The organism is Nocardia sp. NPDC004415 (genome assembly GCF_053602435.1).
Genome location: NZ_JBSGDP010000014.1, coordinates 20332 through 40768 on the forward strand (window position 1 = coordinate 20332; position 20437 = coordinate 40768).

The 20437-nt window shown below is 69.2% G+C and carries 17 protein-coding genes; 5 read left to right on the top strand and 12 right to left on the bottom strand.

Going from position 1 to position 20437, the window contains the following annotated elements; translation table 11 throughout:
• Positions 1-639: 639 nt before the first annotated feature.
• Entirely contained in the window at positions 640-1458 is an 819-nt protein-coding gene (locus ACWEMY_RS09420; protein ID WP_452389609.1) for a hypothetical protein, read from the bottom strand.
• 264 nt (positions 1459-1722) lie between these two features.
• On the opposite strand from ACWEMY_RS09420, the gene ACWEMY_RS09425 reads away from it, so the two are divergent.
• Both ACWEMY_RS09425 and ACWEMY_RS09430 read left to right on the top strand, forming a co-directional pair.
• Positions 1723-2865 carry a Fic family protein gene (locus ACWEMY_RS09425; protein WP_452389610.1) on the top strand — a complete coding sequence of 381 codons (1143 nt, stop codon included), beginning with the start codon at positions 1723-1725 and terminating at the stop codon, positions 2863-2865.
• Positions 2866-2944: 79 nt separating this feature from the next.
• The gene (locus ACWEMY_RS09430; protein WP_452389611.1) at positions 2945-5338 is read left to right on the top strand and encodes a thiamine pyrophosphate-dependent enzyme; all 2394 of its coding nucleotides are present in this window, start codon (positions 2945-2947) and stop codon (positions 5336-5338) included.
• Positions 5339-5340: 2 nt separating this feature from the next.
• Here ACWEMY_RS09430 and ACWEMY_RS09435 read toward each other — a convergent pair whose 3' ends face one another.
• The 3 genes from ACWEMY_RS09435 to ACWEMY_RS09445 all read right to left on the bottom strand — a co-directional run bounded on the left by ACWEMY_RS09435 (position 5341) and on the right by ACWEMY_RS09445 (position 7840).
• The gene (locus ACWEMY_RS09435) at positions 5341-5910 is read right to left on the bottom strand and encodes a hypothetical protein (protein WP_452389612.1); all 570 of its coding nucleotides are present in this window, start codon (positions 5908-5910) and stop codon (positions 5341-5343) included.
• Positions 5911-5976: 66 nt separating this feature from the next.
• Complete coding sequence (gene secG / locus ACWEMY_RS09440; RefSeq protein WP_278264278.1) at positions 5977-6210, bottom strand: preprotein translocase subunit SecG; 234 nt, start codon at positions 6208-6210, stop codon at positions 5977-5979.
• A gap of 34 nt (positions 6211-6244) precedes the next feature.
• Complete coding sequence (locus ACWEMY_RS09445) at positions 6245-7840, bottom strand: MFS transporter (protein ID WP_375928674.1); 1596 nt, start codon at positions 7838-7840, stop codon at positions 6245-6247.
• Between the two features lie 171 nt (positions 7841-8011).
• On the opposite strand from ACWEMY_RS09445, the gene ACWEMY_RS09450 reads away from it, so the two are divergent.
• Positions 8012-8800, top strand: coding sequence for an META domain-containing protein (locus ACWEMY_RS09450; RefSeq protein WP_452389613.1), 789 nt, complete (start codon positions 8012-8014; stop codon positions 8798-8800).
• Between the two features lie 64 nt (positions 8801-8864).
• Here the strand turns inward: ACWEMY_RS09450 and tpiA are convergent, their stop codons facing one another.
• The 7 genes from tpiA to uvrC all read right to left on the bottom strand — a co-directional run bounded on the left by tpiA (position 8865) and on the right by uvrC (position 17172).
• A complete protein-coding gene (tpiA, locus tag ACWEMY_RS09455; RefSeq protein ID WP_375928678.1) occupies positions 8865-9653 on the bottom strand; it encodes a triose-phosphate isomerase in 789 nt (262 codons plus the stop codon).
• Between the two features lie 3 nt (positions 9654-9656).
• Positions 9657-10871, bottom strand: coding sequence for a phosphoglycerate kinase (locus ACWEMY_RS09460; RefSeq protein WP_452389614.1), 1215 nt, complete (start codon positions 10869-10871; stop codon positions 9657-9659).
• Between the two features lie 4 nt (positions 10872-10875).
• The gene (gene gap, locus ACWEMY_RS09465; protein WP_375928682.1) at positions 10876-11892 is read right to left on the bottom strand and encodes a type I glyceraldehyde-3-phosphate dehydrogenase; all 1017 of its coding nucleotides are present in this window, start codon (positions 11890-11892) and stop codon (positions 10876-10878) included.
• Between the two features lie 198 nt (positions 11893-12090).
• Positions 12091-13074, bottom strand: coding sequence for a DNA-binding protein WhiA (whiA, locus tag ACWEMY_RS09470; RefSeq protein WP_278264272.1), 984 nt, complete (start codon positions 13072-13074; stop codon positions 12091-12093).
• Positions 13065-14111: a gluconeogenesis factor YvcK family protein gene (locus ACWEMY_RS09475; protein WP_452389615.1), complete on the bottom strand. Its 1047-nt coding sequence runs from the start codon at positions 14109-14111 to the stop codon at positions 13065-13067. The genes whiA and ACWEMY_RS09475 overlap by 10 nt, the downstream gene beginning before the upstream one ends.
• Positions 14108-15061 (bottom strand): RNase adapter RapZ, encoded by a 954-nt coding sequence (gene rapZ / locus ACWEMY_RS09480; protein WP_452389616.1) that lies wholly within the window; start codon positions 15059-15061, stop codon positions 14108-14110. Before rapZ ends, ACWEMY_RS09475 begins: the two co-directional genes overlap by 4 nt.
• A gap of 119 nt (positions 15062-15180) precedes the next feature.
• Positions 15181-17172, bottom strand: coding sequence for an excinuclease ABC subunit UvrC (gene uvrC / locus ACWEMY_RS09485; RefSeq protein ID WP_452389617.1), 1992 nt, complete (start codon positions 17170-17172; stop codon positions 15181-15183).
• Positions 17173-17292: 120 nt separating this feature from the next.
• On the opposite strand from uvrC, the gene ACWEMY_RS09490 reads away from it, so the two are divergent.
• Complete coding sequence (locus ACWEMY_RS09490) at positions 17293-17706, top strand: hypothetical protein (RefSeq protein WP_452389618.1); 414 nt, start codon at positions 17293-17295, stop codon at positions 17704-17706.
• A 28-nt stretch (positions 17707-17734) separates the two neighbouring features.
• On the opposite strand, the gene ACWEMY_RS09495 is transcribed toward ACWEMY_RS09490, so the two are convergent.
• Entirely contained in the window at positions 17735-18427 is a 693-nt protein-coding gene (locus tag ACWEMY_RS09495; RefSeq protein WP_452389619.1) for an HAD family hydrolase, read from the bottom strand.
• Between the two features lie 57 nt (positions 18428-18484).
• On the opposite strand from ACWEMY_RS09495, the gene ggt reads away from it, so the two are divergent.
• Positions 18485-20434, top strand: coding sequence for a gamma-glutamyltransferase (gene ggt, locus ACWEMY_RS09500; protein ID WP_452389620.1), 1950 nt, complete (start codon positions 18485-18487; stop codon positions 20432-20434).
• The last annotated feature ends 3 nt before the right edge of the window (positions 20435-20437 follow it).

Here is a 20437-nt window from a genome sequence, read left to right on the forward strand (position 1 = left end):
GAGGTAGGCCAAGGAGAGCTCGACAACGAGTGGAAATCCGTTGTAACAGGTCAGCACGTGTTTGGAACCGGTATGACAACCCCCTTCAGATTATCCAGAGTTCACGCGGATAGACGGGCATTTGCCGATGTAATTTGGATTCAAGTTCAGGCCATGGTGCTACAATTTATCTCTATCAGAATTGGTTGCGCAGTTTTGACAGGCCTCCCGGTCCGACCTACATATCGATTAGATTCTTCAGCGTATTCGCGGCGAATATGGCTGCGCTTTTCGAAACGATGACGATTGATCTGGCCAACCGTTCTCAATCGATGGAAGTACTCCAGCTCTCGGGGATAGACGAGTCGCGCTGTGATCGAATCAAATGCCTGGCACTGAAATCTGGTCGAGTCGACAGCCTGGTTGCGTGCACCAGCTATTCGATTCGAGTTTATAACCGGGGGTTCCTCCCACCAAGTCAGCTCCCAGCGTGTAGCTCTACGATGGAAAAGGATACCCACGATCGGCCGGCGATCGCGGAATACTCGCCGCTGTCGAGAACGAGAGATACGCTCCGTATTTCGCCCGGCCGACGTCGAGACGATCAGCGGTTCAAATGGTCCGATCCGTGCATCACTTCTCTCGCCGAAACTAGAGTCTTCAGCCTAGAACAGCTCGGGGTTCGGGGAGGTAGAGGCGGGCCTTACCTTTCACGCTGCCCCAGAGGGCCATGCCGATCATCGGGGTGTTTTGGGCGATGAGGAGGTGGCGGGCGGTGAGGTCGATGAGGGCGGGGACTACTACCGTGCCGAAGCTCATGGGTTTGTTGGTGACGGCGGGGATGGCTGCGGGGTGGACTCGTTCGGAGATGAGGGCGGCTACCGCGCAGGCGCCGCCTTTGACGGCGAAGGCGCTGGGGCGGCGGATGGAGCGGGCGAATTCGTCTACCTGGCGGGTGAAGCCGGCGACGGTGGCGGGGGAGATTTCGCCGGCGTAGCCGACGCAGACGGCCAGTTCGATGGGGTTGAGGGAGCTTTTGATGACGGCGCCGATGCCGATCGTGGACCAGACGGGGCCCAGCCAGTTCTGGCTCACCTGGAGGCCGCCCATGCTCATGTGCTGGGCTACTGCGGCGCGGTAGGCCTGGACCGCGGGGCCTTCTTCGGGCCCGGCGGGCGAAGGAGGCTGTGGGGCAGCGTGATTCGGCTGCGGGGCGCCGTAGTGGCCGGGGTTCGGTTGGCCGTAGGGCTGCTGGGTGTACGGCTGCGGTGCGCCGTAGGGCGCGGGCTGGTAGGGCTGCGGTGCGCCATAGGGGGCAGGTTGCGGGGAGGGCGCGTAGTGGCCTGGTTGCTGCGGGTACGGCTGGGGGGCACCGTAGGGGCCGGGCTGGGGGGCACCGTAGGGGCCGGGCTGGGGTGTTCCGTACGGACCCGGCTGCTGCGGATATCCGAACTGGTTCCCTGGGCCGCCTGACGTCATGTCCCCTCCTCCATCCGGACTTCCCCGACCATCGGACCCTACCCGCCCTCCCGGGCGAGTGCCGACGGGGTCGGCCTGGAGACCACCGCACGGCGGTCGGCTATCCCCGTTGAGAGCGCGAGTCTGCGCCTCCGTCAATAGTGCTACTTTTCGGCCGTAAAGTAGCACTATTCCATGGCAATGCTAGCCAAGTATCACTACACTCCATGAGTGATACTTTTCGTCGAAAAAGTATCACTCATCGGATCACGAAGGTGGCGGCGGATGGAACTCGAGGACTTCTCCCCTGCTCAGCGGGCGAATGTGGTGCGGGCGGAGCGCGGGTACCAGGCGTTCGTCCCGCCGCCGTTGCCTCCGATGGTCGCGCTGGCGCCCTCGCTGATCCGCCAGCTGTCGACCGCGGATCGCGCGGTCGGTGAGCTGGCGGGGCTCGGGCGCAGTCTGCCCAGCCCCGAGTTGTTCGGGCGGGCGCTGGTGCGACGGGAGGCCGTGCTGTCGAGCCGGATCGAGGGCACGGTTGCGTCATTGTCCGATGTCGCGATGTACGAGGCCGAGCGACCCGCCAAACCCGCCGGTGACGTGCAGGAGGTGTTCAACTACATGAGCGCCATGGACCACCTGCTCGACAAGGATCGCCGGCTCCCGCTGAGCCTGCCGCTGCTGCGCGAAGCGCATCGGATCCTGATGACCGGAGTGCGTGGCGGCCATGCCACCCCGGGTGAGTTCCGGCGCAGCCAGAACTGGATCGGCCCACCGGGTTCCACGATCTCGACCGCCACCTACGTACCCCCTCCAGTCGAACAGTTGTGGCCGGGGTTGGATTCGTTCGAGAAGTACCTGCATGCCGATGGAGAACTGCCACCGCTGCTGGCCATCGCGGCGGCGCACTATCAGTTCGAGGCGCTGCATCCCTTCATCGACGGCAACGGCAGGATCGGACGGCTGCTCGCCGTGCTGCTGCTCGTGGAGTGGGGGTTGTTGCCTGCCCCGCTCCTGGACCTCTCCTCGTACATCGAGCCGCGCCGCGACCGTTATTACGAGGGCTTGCTGCGGGTTTCGACCGAGGGTGATTGGCATGGGTGGTTCGAATTCTTTCTGGAGGTGATCGAGCGGCAGGCGCGCGACAGCCTGGCCAGGGCGGTGCGGCTCGATGCGTTGCGCTCGGACCTGCGCGCCCGGGTCGCCACGGCACGGTCGTCCGGGCTGTTGCCGGTGCTGGTGGACGAGTTGTTCCGGTCGCCGGTGATCAGCATCAATATCGCCAAGGCGGCGCTGGGGGTCACCCATCGTGCGGCGACGGCGAATGTCGAGAAGTTGGTCGCCGCGGACATTCTCGTCGAGGTGACCCGGGGGCGGCAGCGGTTCTTCGCGGCGCCGGAAGTACTCGATGTCATGGGTGGCAGTTGAGTCTGCGGGGTGCGACGCGTATCCGGCATTAGCATCGGTTTCTCGGCACGACGACTCGGCGGCAGGCGAGGAGTGAGCGATGGGCGAAGCGGTGCGGGGTGGGCTCGATCTCGATGCGGTGTTCCGGGCCGCGCTGGCCGGACTACCCGCGCCGAGCCCGGTCGACGCCGCGGACGCGATCGATGCGGCGTTCGGGCTGGAGCTGTTCGATTCGCAGGTCACCAGCAGGCATCTGGATCTGGCGGCGCGGCGGTTGGGGGTGGCGCGGCAGGGGTTCTACAGCATCGGGTCGTCGGGGCACGAGGGGAATGCGGCGGTGGCGGCGGCGTTGCGGGTGGATGATCCCGCGCTGTTGCACTACCGGTCGGGGGCGTTCTTCGTGCAGCGGTGCGGGCAGATCGCGGGGGTGGATCCGGTCCGTGATGTGCTGTTGGGGGTGGTGGCGGCCGCGGCGGATCCGATTTCCGGTGGGCGGCACAAGGTGTTCGGGAGTCGGGACGCGTCGATCATTCCGCAGACCTCGACCATCGCTTCGCATCTGCCGCGGGCGGTCGGGTTGGCGTTCGCGCTGGATCGGGCTGCGCGGCTGGGGGTTTCGTGTCGGTGGCCGGCGGATGCGGTGGTGGTGTGCAGTTTCGGGGACGCCTCGGCGAATCATTCGACCGCCGCGGGGGCGATCAATGCCGCTGTGCACGCCTCGCAGCAGGGGGTGCCGATGCCGGTGCTGTTCGTCTGTGAGGACAACGGGCTGGGGATCAGTGTGCCGACGCCGCCGGAGTGGATCGAACGCGCTTACGGTCCGCGTCCCGGACTCACCTATCTGGCGGCTGACGGGACCGATCTGCCCGATGTGCTCGGTGCGGCCGAGGACGCGGTCGCGTTGGTGCGGACCTGGCGGAGGCCGGTGTTTCTGCATCTGCGGATGGTGCGGCTCGGTGGGCATGCGGGGTCCGATGTCGAAGCCTCCTATCGGCGTCCGTGCGAGATCGCCGCTGATCTCGCCCATGATCCGCTGCTCGGCACCGCGCGGTACCTGATCTCGGCGGGGATCGCCGATGCGGCTGGGCTTCTCGCGCGGTATGACCGGGTCGGTGCTCGGGTGCGGGAGGTCGCCGATCAGGTGGTTCACGAGTCGCGACTCGACTCCGCTGCCGCGGTGATCGCGCCGCTCGCACCGGCACACCCGGAGGCGGTCCGCGCGGACGTCCTGCGACGCGGAGGTCCCCGCAACGCACGAGCAGGGACTGCCGGGCAGTCAGTGCCTGACGACACGACCAGCGCCGGGTCCGTCACCGAGGCCAAGGCCGCCACAGCGACCGAGGCGGGGGCCACCGCCGGAGCCGGAGCCGGAGCCGGAGCCGGAGCCGGAGCCGGAGCCGGAGCCGGAGCCGGAGCCGGAGCCGGAGCCGGAGCCGGAGCCGGGACGACGGTGGACCCCGGCAATACCCCCGCACCAGCCGACAACCGATCCGACCCGATGACCCTCGCCCAGGCGATCAACCACACCCTTGCCGACCTCCTCGAGCGCGACCCCGATGTGCTCGTCTTCGGCGAGGACGTCGGACGCAAAGGCGGGGTCTACGGGGTCACGAAGGGGCTGCGTAAGCGGTTCGGTTCGCGGCGGGTCTTCGACACCTTGCTGGATGAGCAGGCCGTCCTGGGGACAGCGCTCGGCACCGCGCTCGCCGGATTCGTGCCGGTCCCGGAGATCCAGTACCTCGCGTATGTGCACAATGCGGCCGATCAGATTCGGGGTGAGGCGGCGACGTTGCCGTTCTTCTCGAACGGGCAGTTCTGTAATCCGATGGTGGTGCGGATCGCGGGGCTGGCGTATCAGAAGGGATTCGGCGGGCATTTCCACAATGACGATTCCCTTGCGGCACTGCGTGATATCCCCGGGGTGGTGGTGGCCGTGCCCGCGCGGGCCGACGATGCGGCGGCGATGTTGCGGACGTGTGTGTCGGCGGCGCGGGTGGATGGGCGGGTGTGTCTGTTCGTCGAGCCGATCGCGCTGTATCACACGCGGGATCTGCATCCGGGGGACGAATCGTGGGTGGCCGCGCCGAATACGGAGCATGTGCCGATCGGGAGTGCTCGTGTCTACGGAGAGGGTACGGATCTGACGATCGTCACCTTCGGCAACGGGGTGCCGATGAGTCTGCGCACCGCGGATCGGCTTGTCGCGGAAGGGATTCACGTGCGGGTGCTCGATCTGCGCTGGCTGAATCCGCTGCCGGTCGATGATCTGATCCGTCATGCCGGAGCCACGGGCCGGGTGCTGGTGGCCGACGAAACACGCCGCAGCGGTGGGGTTTCCGAGTCGGTGTTCGCGGCGTTGATCGACGCGGGGTATTCCGGCACGCTCGCCCGGGTCACCAGTGAGGACAGCTTCGTGCCGCTCGGGCCCGCCGCCGAGACCGTCTTGCTGAGCGAAAGCGCGATCGCGGGTGCGGCGCGGCGGCTACTCGGCTGAGGTCAGTACCGGAAGCGATACCACGGCCCTTCGTGGTGCGTGTACTTCGCCTCGTACTCGCCGGTGCGCACGGGCGGTTCCCCGTTCGGCATGTAGGCGAAGCCTGCCGGGCCGACGAGGCCCATGTGCGGCACCCACAGGAGGCAGCCGTCGTCGGCCGCGGAGATCGTGCTGACCTCGATGACGCCGATCCGGCGGTCACCGTCGTCGGCCGCGCAGGTGCGGGCGGCCTGTTCGAATGCCGATTCCGACAGCATCCAACCGAGACGCTGCGGCAGTCCGCTCCAGGCCGCGCCGAGCGTGAGCACCGCGAGCAGGGGTGCGAGCAGGCTGACACGTCCGGCCCGATCGGCGACCCACCCCGCGATGGTCCATACCGCCCACACCAGACCGAGCAGGGCCAGAACGAGACCCCGGTCGAGCCAGTCGCCCCGGCTGAGCACGGCCCACAGGAAGGCGAGACAGCACACCGCGACCAGCGCGACGATCACCCACGAGACAACCGTCCACCACGTCGGGCGCCGCTCGGTGTCCGCGTCGACGACATCCGGAATCAATCCCCCACCACTCATGACGACACCCTACCGACTGCACGAAAACAGCCGGTAGGGCGCGAAAAAAGGGGGAATGCGGCGTGATCAGCCGAACTTGATCTCCAGGCCGATGCCGAGGATCGCGATGAGCCAGACCAGGCCGACGAAGATGGTGATGCGGTCGAGGTTCTTCTCGACAACCGTGGAGCCCGACAGGCTCGACTGGACGCCGCCACCGAAGAGGCTGGACAGGCCGCCGCCCTTGGCGCGGTGCAGCAGCACCAGCAGCACCAACAGCACGCTGGTGATCACAAGGAGGATATCGAGGAACAGCGACATGGCGTTCATCCTAGGTGGTCTGCGGCCGACTGGTCTAACCAGGCTCGACCGCGACCAGGTGGGAGACGGTGTCGGGGCCCGCCGAATAGTGGGCGACGGTCTCCTCGATCTCCCGGTCGCGGGCGGTCAGGCGCACCTGGTGCTGATGCATGTGCTCGGCCCAGGAGCGCACCACGAACGCCTCGACATAGCGGTCGACCACGCCGACGTCGCGGTAGAGCCGCCATTCCATGGCGCCGGTCCGCTGCCGGGAGCGCCCGACCATGGCCATGGCGGCGGTGAAGCCGGGCACCTCGGCGGGCGGCACGTCGTAGCCGCGCATGACCAGGACGGGCCCGTCGGCGGCATCGGGTTCGACCACCAGCTGCGGTTCGGGCCAGAAGGCGGCGGGTGAGAGGTCGATGTCCTCGACGTTGTGCCGGATCGGCCACCACATCGTGCTCACCGCGCAGCAGGCCAGCAGTCCCGCCGCGACGAGCAGGGCGGTGACGGCACCGTAGGCGCCGGCGACCAGGCCCCACAGCAGTGAGCCGATGGCCTGGCCGCCCATGAACACCAGCATGTAGACCGACAGGCCGCGGGCGCGCACCCAGGCCGGCAGCAGCAGCTGCATGGTGGAGTTCAGCGTCGCCATGGCCAGCAGCCAGGCCAGGCCCGCGCCGACCAGCAGGATCACCACGATGACCACGTTGTGCACCAGGGCGGTGGCGACCGCGCCCATCCCGAACAACACGGCGGCCAGCGCGAGCCGCTGGGTCGGGGTGAACAGCACCCGCAGCCGCGACAAACCCAGCGCGCCGCAGACCGCGCCGAGGCCGAGCGCGCCGAGCAGCAGGCCGTAACCGTCGGAGGCCAGGCCGAGGCGGTCGTGCGCGATCACCGGCAGCAGCGACCACACCGCGCTGGCGGGGGCGATGAACAGGATCGCGCGGAACAGCACCCGCCGGATCGCGGGCGCGGCGCGGATGAAGCGGGTGCCTGCCTGGAGGGCGGCCAGCGGGCGCTCGCTGGGCAGGGTGTGCGGGCTGGTCTGCCAGGTCGACACCAGCAGCACCGCGACGATGCCGACGAACGACAGCGTGTTGAAGGCGAACACCACCGTCGGCCCGGCGACCGCGACGATCACCCCGGCCACGGCGGGCCCAACCGCGCGACCGATATTCACGCTCATGCTGCCCAGCGCGGCGGCCGACGGGATCTGCTCGCGCGGGACCAGCTCCGGCTGGATCGCCTGCCAGGCCGGGGCGGTGAGCGCCTGGCCGCAGCCGAGCAGGAACAGCAGCGTGAGCAGCACGGCCGGGGTGGTGTGCCCGGTGGCGGTGAAGACGGTGAGGGTGAGCGAGGCCAGAGCCATCCCGGTCTGGGCGCCGAGCAGCAGTCTGCGCCGGTCGACGAGGTCGGCGAGCACGCCGGACGGGATCGACAGCAACATCACCGGCAACGCGAGCGCGGTCTGCACGAACGACACCAGCGCCGCCGCGTTGGGCTGGTCGACCAGGATCCACTGCGCGCCGACGGTCTGCATCCACGTGCCCAGATTCGACACGAGCTGGGCGATCCACAACGCCCGGTACACCGGCGAACGCAGCGGCGCCCAGGTGGAAATCGGCTTCACGGGCGCGCTGGTCACCCGCCGAGCATATCCCCGGCGACCACACCGTCACCGCTGCGGCGACGGCGGCGTCGCCGGGAGATCCGGCGATGGATTCGGCGCACAGTGCGCGAAAACCGCCGTCGCCGCGGCTGCTCGCGCTCTCGTCGCTCCCCGGATCACGACGACCCGGCACGTACGATGGCGCACATGTCGGCAACCCTGCTCCGCTTCGCCGCGCTGTGTGTGCTGGCCGCCACCGCGGCCACCGCGTGTTCGTCCGCCGATTCCGGGGACACCACCGACGACACCGCGACCCCGATGGGCCACACCTATGTCTCCACCGAGGTCGACGGCGACACCATCCCCGGCGGCGGCCCGATGACACTCACCTTCGCCGACGGGCGCATCTCGGCGAACTCCGGCTGCAACACCAGCAGCGGCACCGTCGACCTGAGCGATCACCTCCTGCGCACCTCCCCGCTGGCGGGCACGCTGATGGCCTGCGCGGGCGGCCGCGAACGCGCCGACACCTGGCAGAACTCGTTCCTGGAATCCGGCCCGCGCTGGCGCCTCGACGGTGACCGGCTGACGCTGACCGGCGAGACCGTCACCGTGCACCTCACCGACAAGAAGGTGGTCGACCCGGACCGGCCGCTGCTGGGCACCACCTGGATCGTCACCACCATGCTCACCCCGGAGGGACAGATCCGCTCGACCGTGCTCGACGAGGTGAGCCCGAATCTGACCATCGGCGAGGGCGGCACCGTCGCCGGGATGGCGGGCTGCAACCGCATCACCGGGACCGCGGGTGTTGGCCCGGGCGACGCGGTGAACTTCGCCGTGGCCACCACCCGGATGATGTGCGCGCCCGACGTGATGGAGGTCGAGCAGAACGTTCTGCAGGCGCTCGACGGCCGCACCACCGCCACCATCGACGCCGATCAGCTCACGCTGCGCAACGACAACGGCTACGGCCTGGTCCTGCGCGCCCAGTAGTCGCGGAAAACGAAGGGCCGGACACCGATTCGCGGTGTCCGGCCCTTCGGCGTTCGATACCCGATCAGGGCAGCGGGCCGCCCGCGGCGATCGCCGAGAGGGTGGCGAACTCGTCACCCTTGAGCGAGGCACCGCCCACCAGCGCGCCGTCGATGTCGGTCTGGCCGACCAGCTCGCCGACGTTCTTGGCGTTGACCGACCCGCCGTAGAGCACGCGCACGCCCGCGGCGACCTCCGGCGAGGCCAGCTTCTCCAGCTCGCCACGGATCGCGCCGCACACTTCCTGCGCGTCGGCGGCCGAGGCGACCTTGCCGGTGCCGATGGCCCACACGGGCTCGTAGGCGATGACGACCTTCGCGATCTCCTCGGCCGAGAGCCCCTTCAGCGAACCGCGCAGCTGCTCGAGGTTGTACTCGACGTGCGTGCCCGCCTCGCGCACGCCCAGACCCTCACCGATGCACACGATCGGAGTGATCCCGTGCTTCAGCGCCTGCTTGGCCTTGGCCAGCACGGTCGCGTCGTCCTCGCTGTGGTACTGCCTGCGCTCCGAGTGCCCGACCACCACGAAGGTGCAGCCGAGCTTGGCCAGCATGGCCGCGCTGACCTCGCCGGTGTAGGCACCGGACTCGTGGGTCGACACGTCCTGCGCACCGTAGGTGAGCAGGAGCTTGTCGCCCTCGATCAGCGACTGCACGCTACGGATGTCGGTGAACGGCGGGATGACCGCCACGTCGACCTTCGCGAAGTACTTGTCCGGCAGCGCGAAGGCCACCTTCTGCACCAGCGCGATGGCCTCGAGGTGGTTGAGGTTCATCTTCCAGTTGCCCGCGATGAGCGGCTTGCGTGCGGCCATGGCTCAGGCCTCCAGTACCGAAATACCGGGCAGCTCTTTGCCTTCCAGGTATTCCAGGGACGCGCCACCACCGGTGGAGATGTGCGAGAAACCGTCCTCGGGCAGGCCCAGGGTGCGCACGGCCGCGGCCGAGTCGCCACCGCCGACGACCGTGAACGCGCCCTTACCGGTGGCGGTCACGATGGCCTCGGCGACGCCGCGGGTGCCGTCGGCGAACTTCTCGAACTCGAACACGCCCATCGGGCCGTTCCAGAACACGGTCTTGGCCTCGGTGAGCAGCGCGGAGAACCGGGCCACCGACTCGGGGCCGATGTCCAGACCCATCCAGCCGTCGGGGATCTCGGTGGACGCGACGGTCTTCGACTCGGCGTCGGCGGCGAACTTGTCGGCCGCGACGATGTCGACGGGCAGGTGCAGCACGTCGCCGAAGCGCTCGAGCAGACCCTTGCAGGTGTCGATCATCTCCTCCTGCAGCAGCGAGGTGCCCACCGAAAGGCCCTGGGCGGCAAGGAAGGTGAAGCACATGCCGCCACCGATGACCAGGGTGTCGACCTTGGGGGCCAGCGCCTCGATCACGGCGAGCTTGTCGGAGACCTTGGAGCCGCCGAGCACCACCGCGTACGGGCGGGCCGGGTCCTCGGTGAGCTTGCGCAGCACGTCGACCTCGGCGGCGACCAGCGTGCCCGCGTAGTGCGGGAGCTGCTGGGCCACGTCGTAGACCGAGGCCTGCTTGCGGTGCACCACACCGAAGCCGTCGGAGACGAAGGCGCCGTCGTCGCCGACCAGCTCGACGAAGGCGGCGGCCAGCTTGGCCCGCTCCCCCTCGTCCTTGCTGGTCTCGCGCGGGTCGAAGCGCACGTTCTCGAGCAGCAGCACGTCACCGTCGGTGAGGCCCTCCGAACGCGAGAGCGCGTCGTAGCCCACCACGTCACCGGCGAGCTGGACATTGCGGCCCAGCAGTTCGGCGAGTTTCGCGGCCACGGGGGCCAGCGAGAACTTCGGGTCGGGCTCGCCCTTCGGACGGCCGAGATGGGCCATCACGACCACCTTGGCGCCGGCCTCGACCAGCGCCTGGATGGTGGGCACCGAGGCGATGATGCGGCCCGGATCGGTGATCTGTCCCTGCTCGTCGAGCGGCACGTTGAGGTCGGAGCGCACGAGGACGCCACGGCCTTCGACGCCGTCGGACAGGAGGTCTTGGAGTGTTTTGACAGTCATATTTTCAGAGAGACTTACCCACGAGATCGACAAGGTTGGCCAGGCGGTTGGAGTATCCCCACTCGTTGTCGTACCACGACACCACCTTGACTTCGTTGCCGATGACCTTGGTCAGCGGCGCGTCGTAGATGGACGAGTGCGGGTCGGTGACGATGTCACTGGAGACGATCGGGTCCTCGTTGTACTTGAGGATTCCCTGCATCGCCCCGTCGGCGGCAGCCTTCATCGCGGCGTTGACCTCCTCGACAGTAACCGGCCTGGACAGCGTAGCGGTGAGGTCGGTGACCGAACCGGTCGGTACCGGAACGCGCAGCGCGTAGCCGTCGAGTTTGCCCTGTAGTTCGGGCAGCACCAGGCCGATCGCCTTGGCCGCGCCGGTGCCGGTGGGCACGATGTTCAGGGCGGCGGCGCGGGCGCGGCGCAGGTCCTTGTGCGGCGCGTCCTGCAGGTTCTGGTCCTGGGTGTAGGCGTGGACGGTGGTCATCAGGCCCTGCTCGATGCCGAAGGCGTCGTTGAGGACCTTGGCGATCGGGCCGAGACAGTTGGTGGTGCAGGAGGCGTTGGAGATGATGTTCTGGGTGCCGTCGTACTTGTCGTCGTTGACGCCCATGACGATGGTGATGTCGTCGCCGGTGGCCGGCGCGGAGATGATGACCTTCTTGGCGCCCGCGGACAGGTGACCCTTGGCCTTCTCCGCGGCGGTGAAGATGCCGGTGGACTCCACGACCACGTCCACGTTCAGGTCCGCCCAGGGCAGCGCGGACGGGCCTTCCTTGATGGCCAGGGCCTTGATGCGCTGCTCGCCCACGACGATGGTGTCACCGTCGACGGAGACCTGCTGGGGCAGCCGACCCAGGATGGAGTCGTATTTCAGCAGCGTGGCGAGGGTGTTGATGTCGGTGAGGTCGTTGACCGCGACGATTTCGATGTCGGTCTCGCCGACAGTTTTCAGGGCTTCCACGGCGCGGAAGAAATTCCGGCCGATCCGGCCGAAGCCGTTGATACCTACCCGGACAGTCACTTGTCGCTCCTCACCTGTAGCGGATTCGTTCCGACCGTTCCCAGACTAGTAGCCACCTGGCCGTTCACGTCAGCAGAACCGAGCTGCGTGAGGACCGCCAGCTGCCTATGGACCACCCAGAGTAAAGGGCAGAGCGATCGTGCATGACCGCTCTGCCCCAAACGTCGTATTCGCCACAGCCAGTGGCGAATACGGCTGTTACGCGTCGTCGAGAAGTTCCGCGGTCACCGCCGACTCGGTGTCGGGGATGCCGAGGTCCTTGGCCCGGCGATCGGCCATCGACAGCAGCCGCCGGATGCGGCCCGCGACCGCGTCCTTGGTCATCGGCGGGTCGGCGAGCTGACCGAGCTCCTCGAGCGAGGCCTGCCGGTGCTGCACACGCAGCTTGCCCGCCGCGGCGAGATGGTCGGGCACGTCGTCGGCCAGGATCTCGAGCGCCCGCTCCACCCTGGCCGCGGCGGCGACGGCCGCGCGTGCCGAGCGGCGCAGGTTGGCGTCGTCGAAGTTGGCCAGCCGGTTGGCGGTGGCGCGCACCTCGCGGCGCATCCGCCGTTCCTCCCAGGTCAGACGCGTGTCCTGGGCGCCCATCCGGGTGAGCAGGGCGCCGATGGCCTCGCCATCGCGCACCACCACCCGGTCGGTGCCGCGCACCTCGCGGGCCTTGGCGGTGATCCCGAGCCGCCGCGCCGCGCCGACCAGCGCCAGCGCCGCCTCCGGACCGGGGCAACTCACCTCGAGGGCCGAGGACCGTCCCGGCTCGGTGAGCGATCCGTGCGCCAGAAACGCGCCACGCCAGGCGGCTTCGGCGTCACCGATGCTGCCGCCGACCACCTGGGCGGGTAGTCCGCGCACCGGCCTGCCGCGCACGTCGAGCAGGCCGGTCTGGCGCGCCAGCGCCTCGCCCTCCTTCGACACCCGCACCACGTAACGGGAGGTCTTGCGCAACCCGCCCGCACCCAGCACGTGCACATCGGAGCCGTAACCGTAGAGCTCGAAGATCTCCCGGCGCAGTCGCCGCGCGATGGACCCCATGTCCACTTCGGCTTCCACGATCACCCGGCCCCCCACGATGTGCAGGCCACCGGCGAACCGCAGCAACGCCGACAACTCCGCTTTGCGCGAGCTGACCTGCGACACCACGAGCCTGCTCAGCTCGTCCTTCACCTCGGCTGTCATCGCCACGAGACGCGCTCCTTTCCCACCGACCCGGAACGCACACCCGATCCCGTGTGCCGTCCCTCGACTCGAAGCCCTGCCAGTTGCGGCCGCGGCGACCGGATCACCTGATCCAGTGCGGCGGCAAGTTTTCCGGGATGATGCCGATCCGTTCCCGGCTCGGCGACATCGCAGAACGTTACCCGTGCACGCAACTGTTCGGCGGCTCTTGCCACATGTTCCCGTTGCCGCCCCTCGGGCACCGACGCCGAGTCGACAAGCACGTCATCGACCGCGAAATCCGCTGCGTGCTGGGACAATACATGCAGATGACGCTCCGCGGAAAAGCCGGCGGTCTCCCCCGGCTCCGCGGCCAGATTCAGTACGAGTACCTTGCGCGCCGCGGTGCGCACCAACGCGTCCCGCAGCTGCGGCACCAGGACATGCGGGATGACGCTGGTGAACCACGAACCCGGGCCCAGCACAACGACATCCGCGTGCTCGATGGCCGCGGTGGCCTCCGGACCGGCAGGCGGATCGGACGGAATCAGCCGCACCCGCCGGACCTTACCCGGCGTGGTGGCCACCGCAACCTGACCGCGCACGCACCGGCCGATCCGTGGATCCGATTCCAGCCCGGACACTTCGGCCTCGATGTCGAGCGGAATCGGCGACATCGGCAACACCCGGCCGGTGATCCGCAGCAGCGAACCCACCGCGTCCAGCGCGGCGACCGGGTCACCGAGGACATCGGTGAGCCCGGCCAGGATCAGATTGCCCACCGAGTGCCCGGCCAGCGCGCCGGTGCCGCCGAAGCGGTGCTGCACGGTGGTGGTCCAGACCCCGTCGGTGTCCTCGGACAGCGCGGCGAGCGCCATCCGCAGGTCACCGGGTGGGAGCATGCCGAGTTCGCCGCGCAGCCTGCCCGACGACCCGCCGTCGTCGGCGACGGTGACCACGGCGGTGATCTGCCTGGTCAGCCTGCGCACCGCGGTCAGTGTCGCGTACAGCCCGTGTCCGCCGCCCAGCGCGACGACGGCTGGGTCGGTGTCGTCTCCACTCATTCGCGCCCCAGATCCCGATGGACCACGCGCACGACGTCGACCGCCGTGTGTGCGGTGTCGTCGCCGATGCGCTCGCCGAGCGCCTCGGCGATCGCGACGCTGCGATGCCTACCGCCGGTGCAGCCCACTGCCACCGTCATGTATCGCTTCCCCTCTTGGCGGTATCCCGTCGTGGTCAGGTCGACCAGGTGCTCGCCGGTGCGCAGGTAGTCCTGCGCGCCCGGCCTCGACAACACGTAGTCGCTGACCATCGATTCCTGTCCGGTGTGTTCCCGCAGTTCGGGAATCCAATGCGGATTGGGCAGAAATCGCACGTCCAGCACCATGTCGGCGTCGAGGGGAACACCGTACTTGAAGCCGAACGATTGCACCGTCAGTTGCAGTGCCGCTGGCGCGCCAGCCCCGTAGGCCTCCTCCAGCTTGCGGTGCAGCTGGTGGATCGAGAGCTCGGTGGTGTCGATGACCAGGTCGGCGGCGGCCTTGACCGACGAGAGCCGGACCCGCTCGGCGGTGATACCGGCCGAGAGCGTGCCGTCGGGGCTGTCGCTCTGCAGCGGATGCCTGCGCCTGGCGAACCCGAAGCGCCGGATCAGCACGTCGTCGGAGGCCTCGAGGAACAGCACACGTGTGCGGATGCCCGCCGCGCGCAACTGCTCGGTGACACCGGACAGCTCACCGGTGAAGAACCGGCTGCGCACGTCCATCACCAGGGCCAGCCGCCGGATCGGCGGGTCTGCCGCGGCGCCGAGCTCGATCATCCGCCCGATCAGTTCGGGCGGTAGGTTGTCGGTCACGTACCAGCCGAGATCCTCCAATACCCGCGCGGCGGTGCCGCGGCCCGCGCCGGACAAGCCGGTCACGATGACCACTTCTACTGGTTGCTGTGTGTCGGTGACCGGCCCGGTCTGTCCGGGTGCCGCCGAGCTGTTGTTCGATTCGACGCGTGTCATGTCCTACCGGATCCGTTTCTGGGTGCCTTTCGATCATCCCGCACCGGTTCGGGTATCGGGCGCAGACACACAACGTACGGCACTCGCAATATTGCGTGACGGTGGTGCGCCCGGCCCGGCTACGGGGAATTGAGCGCTTCGAGCACCGCTTTCGCGGTGGAGACCCCGATGCCGGGCACCGATGTGATCTCGTCGACAGTCGCGTCCTTTATCCGCGCGACCGAGCCGAAGTGGGTGACCAGCGCGGTGCGCCTGGCCTCGCCGAGCCCGCGCACCGAGTCCAGCGCCGAGGCCGTCATCCGCCGGGAGCGCTTGCTGCGGTGGAAGGTGATGGCGAAGCGGTGGGCCTCGTCGCGCACGCGTTGCAGCAGGTAGAGGGCCTCGCTGTTGCGCGGCATGATCACCGGATCGGCCTCGCCGGGAACCCACACCTCCTCCAAGCGCTTGGCCAGGCCGATCACCGCGACATCGGTGATGCCGAGCTCGTCGAGTACCTCGGCGGCCGCGGCGACCTGGGGTGCGCCGCCGTCGACGACGTAGAGGTTCGGCGGATAGGCAAAGCGGCGCGGTCTGCCGGTGGTCGGGTCGATGCCGGGGCGTGAGGCGGGTTCCTCGGTCTCGTCGGGTTCGACGTCGACGGGCTGCTGCCGGTCGCGAGCGAGGCGGGCGAAACGGCGGCGTGTCACCTCGGCGATGCTGGCGACGTCGTCGGAGCGGCCATCGCCCGCGGCCTCCTTGATGGCGTAGTGGCGGTAGTCGGACTTGCGGGCCAGGCCGTCCTCGAAGACCACCAGCGAGGCGACCACGTCGGTGCCCTGGACGTGGCTGATGTCGACGCATTCGATCCGCAGCGGCGCGCTGTCGAGTTCGAGCGCGTCCTGGATGTCCTGCAGCGCTTGCGATCTGGAGGTGAGGTCGCCCGCGCGCTTGAGCTTGTGCTGCGCCAGGGCCTCGCCCGCGTTGCGCTGGACGGTCTCGGCCAGGGCCTTCTTGTCGCCGCGCTGGGGCACGCGCAGCGAGACCGCGGCACCGCGCAGCTCGCTGAGCCAATCCTGGATCTCGGTGGCGTCGGCGGGCAGTTCCGGGACGAGCACCTCGCGCGGGACCACCACCACGGCGTCGCTCTCGGTGTTCTGCTCGGCCAGGGCGGCCTGCTCGCCGTAGAACTGGGTGAGGAACTGTTCGACCAGCGCGGCCAGTTCGGTGCCCGATTCGGCGACGTCGAGCGCGTCACCGGATTTGTCGACCACCCAGCCGCGCTGGCCACGCACCCGGCCGTCGCGGACGTGGAAGATCTGCACCGCGGCCTCGAGCTCGTCGGTGGCGAAGGCGATGACATCGGCGTCGGTGCCGGTGCCGAGCACCACGGCCTGCTTCTCCAGTGCCCGGCGCAGAGCCTGGACGTCGTCGCGCAGGCGGGCCGCGGTCTCGAAGTCCAGGTCGTCGGCGGCTTCGTGCATGCGCCGTTCCAGCGCACGCACCATCTTGTCGGTCCTGCCGGAGAGGAAGTCGCAGAAGTCGTCGACGATCTGCCGGTGCTCGGCGGCGTCGACCCGGCCGACGCACGGCGCCGAGCACTTGTCGATGTAGCCGAGCAGGCAGGGGCGCCCGATCTGGCTGTGCCGCTTGAAGACTCCGTTGGAGCAGGTGCGCGCGGGGAACACCCGCAGCAGCAGGTCGAGGGTTTCGCGGATGGCCCAGGCGTGGGCGTAGGGGCCGAAGTAGCGCACGCCCTTCTTGCGGGCGCCGCGGTAGACGAACAGCCGCGGGTACTCCTCGTTCAGCGTCACCGCCAGGACCGGGTAGGTCTTGTCGTCGCGGTAGCGGACGTTGAAGCGCGGATCGAATTCCTTGATCCAGTTGTACTCGAGCTGCAGCGCCTCCACCTCGGTGGAGACCACGGTCCACTCGACGGCGGCGGCGGTGGTCACCATCTGCTTGGTGCGCGGGTGCAGGGACAGCACATCGGCGAAGTAGGAGTTCAGTCTGCTGCGCAGGCTCTTGGCCTTGCCGACGTAGATGACCCGCCCGTGTGCGTCCCGAAACTTGTAGACACCGGGTTCGACGGGAATGGTGCCCGGCGCCGGCCGGTACGTCGCGGGATCTGCCACTCGTCAAGACTATCGACCCCGTCCGACAGAACCCATCGAGCCGAGCGGACGGGCCCGTGTACCGTAAATGTCCGGATTCCGATCCGGGGCGCGCTCCGGACCGCACGGAAAGGACGTCCGATGACCTCCCCGGTAGTACCGCCGCCCGCCGCCGACTTCGACGACGACGCCCCACCGCCCTGGCTGCCGCCCGGCACGGTGCGCGGCGCCCGGGTCATCGCCGGGGTCTCCGCCGCCGTCGGGGTGGTGCTGATCGCGATCACGCTGGCCTTGGGCACCGCCGACTCGCTCGTCCCGTTGCTCGCGGGATATCTGCCGACCTTCGCGCTGGTGCCGCTGATCCTGCTGTTCGGGCGCGGTGGCGACCGGGTCCGGCAGGCCGCGGTGGGTGTCGCGGCGCTCGGCGCGCTGGTGTCGTGCACCGGCATCCTGACCGGGCTGCCGCCGGGTGCGGTCGGGATCGTCGCCAATGGCGCGATCGCCGCGCTGCTGCTGCGGCCCTCGGCACGCACCTGGTTCACCCGGCAGCGCTGAACCCCTACTGCCCCGCCGCCGGGTGCGCTCAGCCGGTGGTGACGATGCCGTGGGTGGTGAGCGCGTCGATGAGGGCGCGTGGCCGGTCGGCGGTGGGGAGCGGGTCGACGAGGGCGAAGCGCGCGCCGAGCGCGGTGGCGCCGCCGTCGGCCTCGGCGCTGTCCCCGACCATGAGTACCCGCGCGGGATCGGCGCCGAGGCGGTCGATGGCGTCGCGGAAGATGCGCGCGTCGGGTTTGACGGCGCCGATCTCGTAGGACAGGGTCATCGCGCCGATCAGGTCGTCCCAGCCGTGCCGGGTGAAGGCGGGGCGGATGTCGAAGGCGATATTGCTGACGACGCCCACCGGAATGCCCTGGGCCGACAGTGATTTCAGCACGGCACCGGTGTCGGGGTACGGCGTCCAGGCGAGCGGGTCGATGAGCCGCTCGTAGAGCCGGGCAGCCTGGGTCTCGGGGACACCGGAACCGCGCAGCACCTCGAGGTAGGCGTGCCGGTGCAGCGCGGGGTCCAGGTCGCGATGGTCCCAGGCGTGCTGGCCCACGGCGTCGAAGGTCATGAACTGCTCGACCGGGGCCGTCATCCGGCGCAGCACTTCGGCTTTGGCGGCCACGTCGAAGAGGGTGCCGCCGTCGTCGACGAGTTCGTCGGCCCAGCTCCGGTCCTCCTCCAGCCGGAAGATCGTGCCGGAGAAGTCGAACAGCACCGCGTCCACCGCCATCTGGTCAGGGTAGCGAGAACCGGCCGGTCGCGGCCCGGAAAGCGTTACGCTGCCAGGATGACGCCAAGGCGACAGACGTGGATCGGGGCCGCGGCGGCCGGAGTCCTCACGATGGGCCTGCTCACGGGTTGCGGGTCCGGCGACACCGCCGCCGCCGAGTGCGCGAGCACCCCGAACGGCACCCCGGTCACGGCGGCGCCGGCGACCTCGGGCCCGGCGACCTCGCAGAACCTCAGCCTCGAACCCGAGATCGCCTCGGGCTACCGCTCCGGCATGACCGCCGTGCGGACCAGCACCTACGCCGTGTCCACAGCCAATCCGCTGGCCACCGAGGCCGCCTGCCGGGTGCTGCGCGCGGGCGGCACGGCCACCGACGCGCTGGTCACCGCCCAGGCGATGCTCGGGCTGGTCGAACCGCAGGCCTCCGGGCTGGGCGGCGGCGCGTTCCTGGTCCACTACGACGCCGCCACCCGCACGGTCGAGGCCTACGACGGCCGCGAGACCGCACCCGCCGCCGCGACCGAGAACTATCTGCGCTGGGTCAGCGACACCGACCGCACCGAACCGGCACCGAACACCCGTGCCAGCGGCCGCTCGATCGGTGTCCCCGGCGTGCTGCGCATGCTCGAACTCGCCCATCGCGAGCACGGCTCGACCGCCTGGAAGGAACTGTTCGATCCGGCGATCCAGCTGGCCGACAACGGTTTCGAGATCAGCCCCCGGCTGGCGGGCCAGATCGCCGAATCGGCGCGCGACCTCGCCGCCGACGAGGGCGCGCGCGGCTACTTCCTCGAAACCGACGGCGCCCCCAAGAAAGCGGGCACCGTACTCACCAATCCCGCACTGGCCAAGACGCTGGGCGCGGTCGCCACCGACGGCGCCGGGGCCTTCTACACCGGCGCGATCGCCCAGGCCATCGTCGAGTCGGCCGGCAGCACGGCGGGCGGGCGGACCCCGAGCCTGCTCACCACCACCGATCTGGCGAACTACGAGGCGAAGAAGCGCACCGCGCTGTGCACCGGCTACCGCGCCTACGAGCTGTGCGGGATGCCCGCACCGTCCTCCGGCGGCACCACGGTGGCGGCGACCCTCGGCATCCTGGCCAACTTCGACCTGGCCGCGCTGCGCCCCGCCGACATCGACGCCGACGGCGGTGTGCCCGACGCGCGGGCGGTGCACTTGATCTCCGAGGCCGAGCGGCTGGCCTACGCCGACCGCAACAAGTACGTCGCCGACCCGGATTTCGTTCCGCTGCCGGGCAATTCGGTGCTGTCGCTGGTGCACCCGCAGTACCTGAAGCAACGGTCGACCCTCATCGATCCGCAGCGCAGCATGGGCACGGCGAAGCCGGGTGATCTGGGTCCGGTGCCGCTGGGCAACGGTCCGCAGCCGCCCGAGCACGGCACCAGCCACATCTCGGTGGTCGACAAGTACGGCAATGCCGCGGCGATGACCACCACCGTCGAGTCGGCGTTCGGCTCGTTCCACTTCGTCGACGGGTTCCTGCTCAACAACCAGCTCACCGACTTCGCGGCCGACCCGGTCGACGCCGACGGAATCCCCGTCGCCAACCGGCTGCAGCCGGGCAAGCGCCCGCGCAGTTCGATGGCGCCCACCCTGGTGTTCGATCGCGACGAGCAGGGCAATCGCGGCGGGCTCGCCCTGGTGACCGGCTCGCCCGGCGGCGCGGTGATCATCCAGTTCGTGGTGAAGACGCTGGTCAACATCCTCGACTGGAAGCTCGATCCGCAGCAGGCGGTCTCGGGGGTGTCCTTCGGCGCGGGCAATACCCCGGTCACCGGGGTCGGCGGCGAACATCCCGCGGTCGACGCCTCCGACAACGGCGACCACGACGCGCTGGTCCAGCAGTTGCGGGCGATGGGACACGAGGTGTCGGTGGCGCCGCAGTCCAGCGGGCTCAGTGCCGTTCAGCGGGACGGCACGGACGGCTGGGTCGGCGGCGCGGACCCGCGCCGGGAGGGCGCGGTGCTCGGCGACACCCGCTAGCGG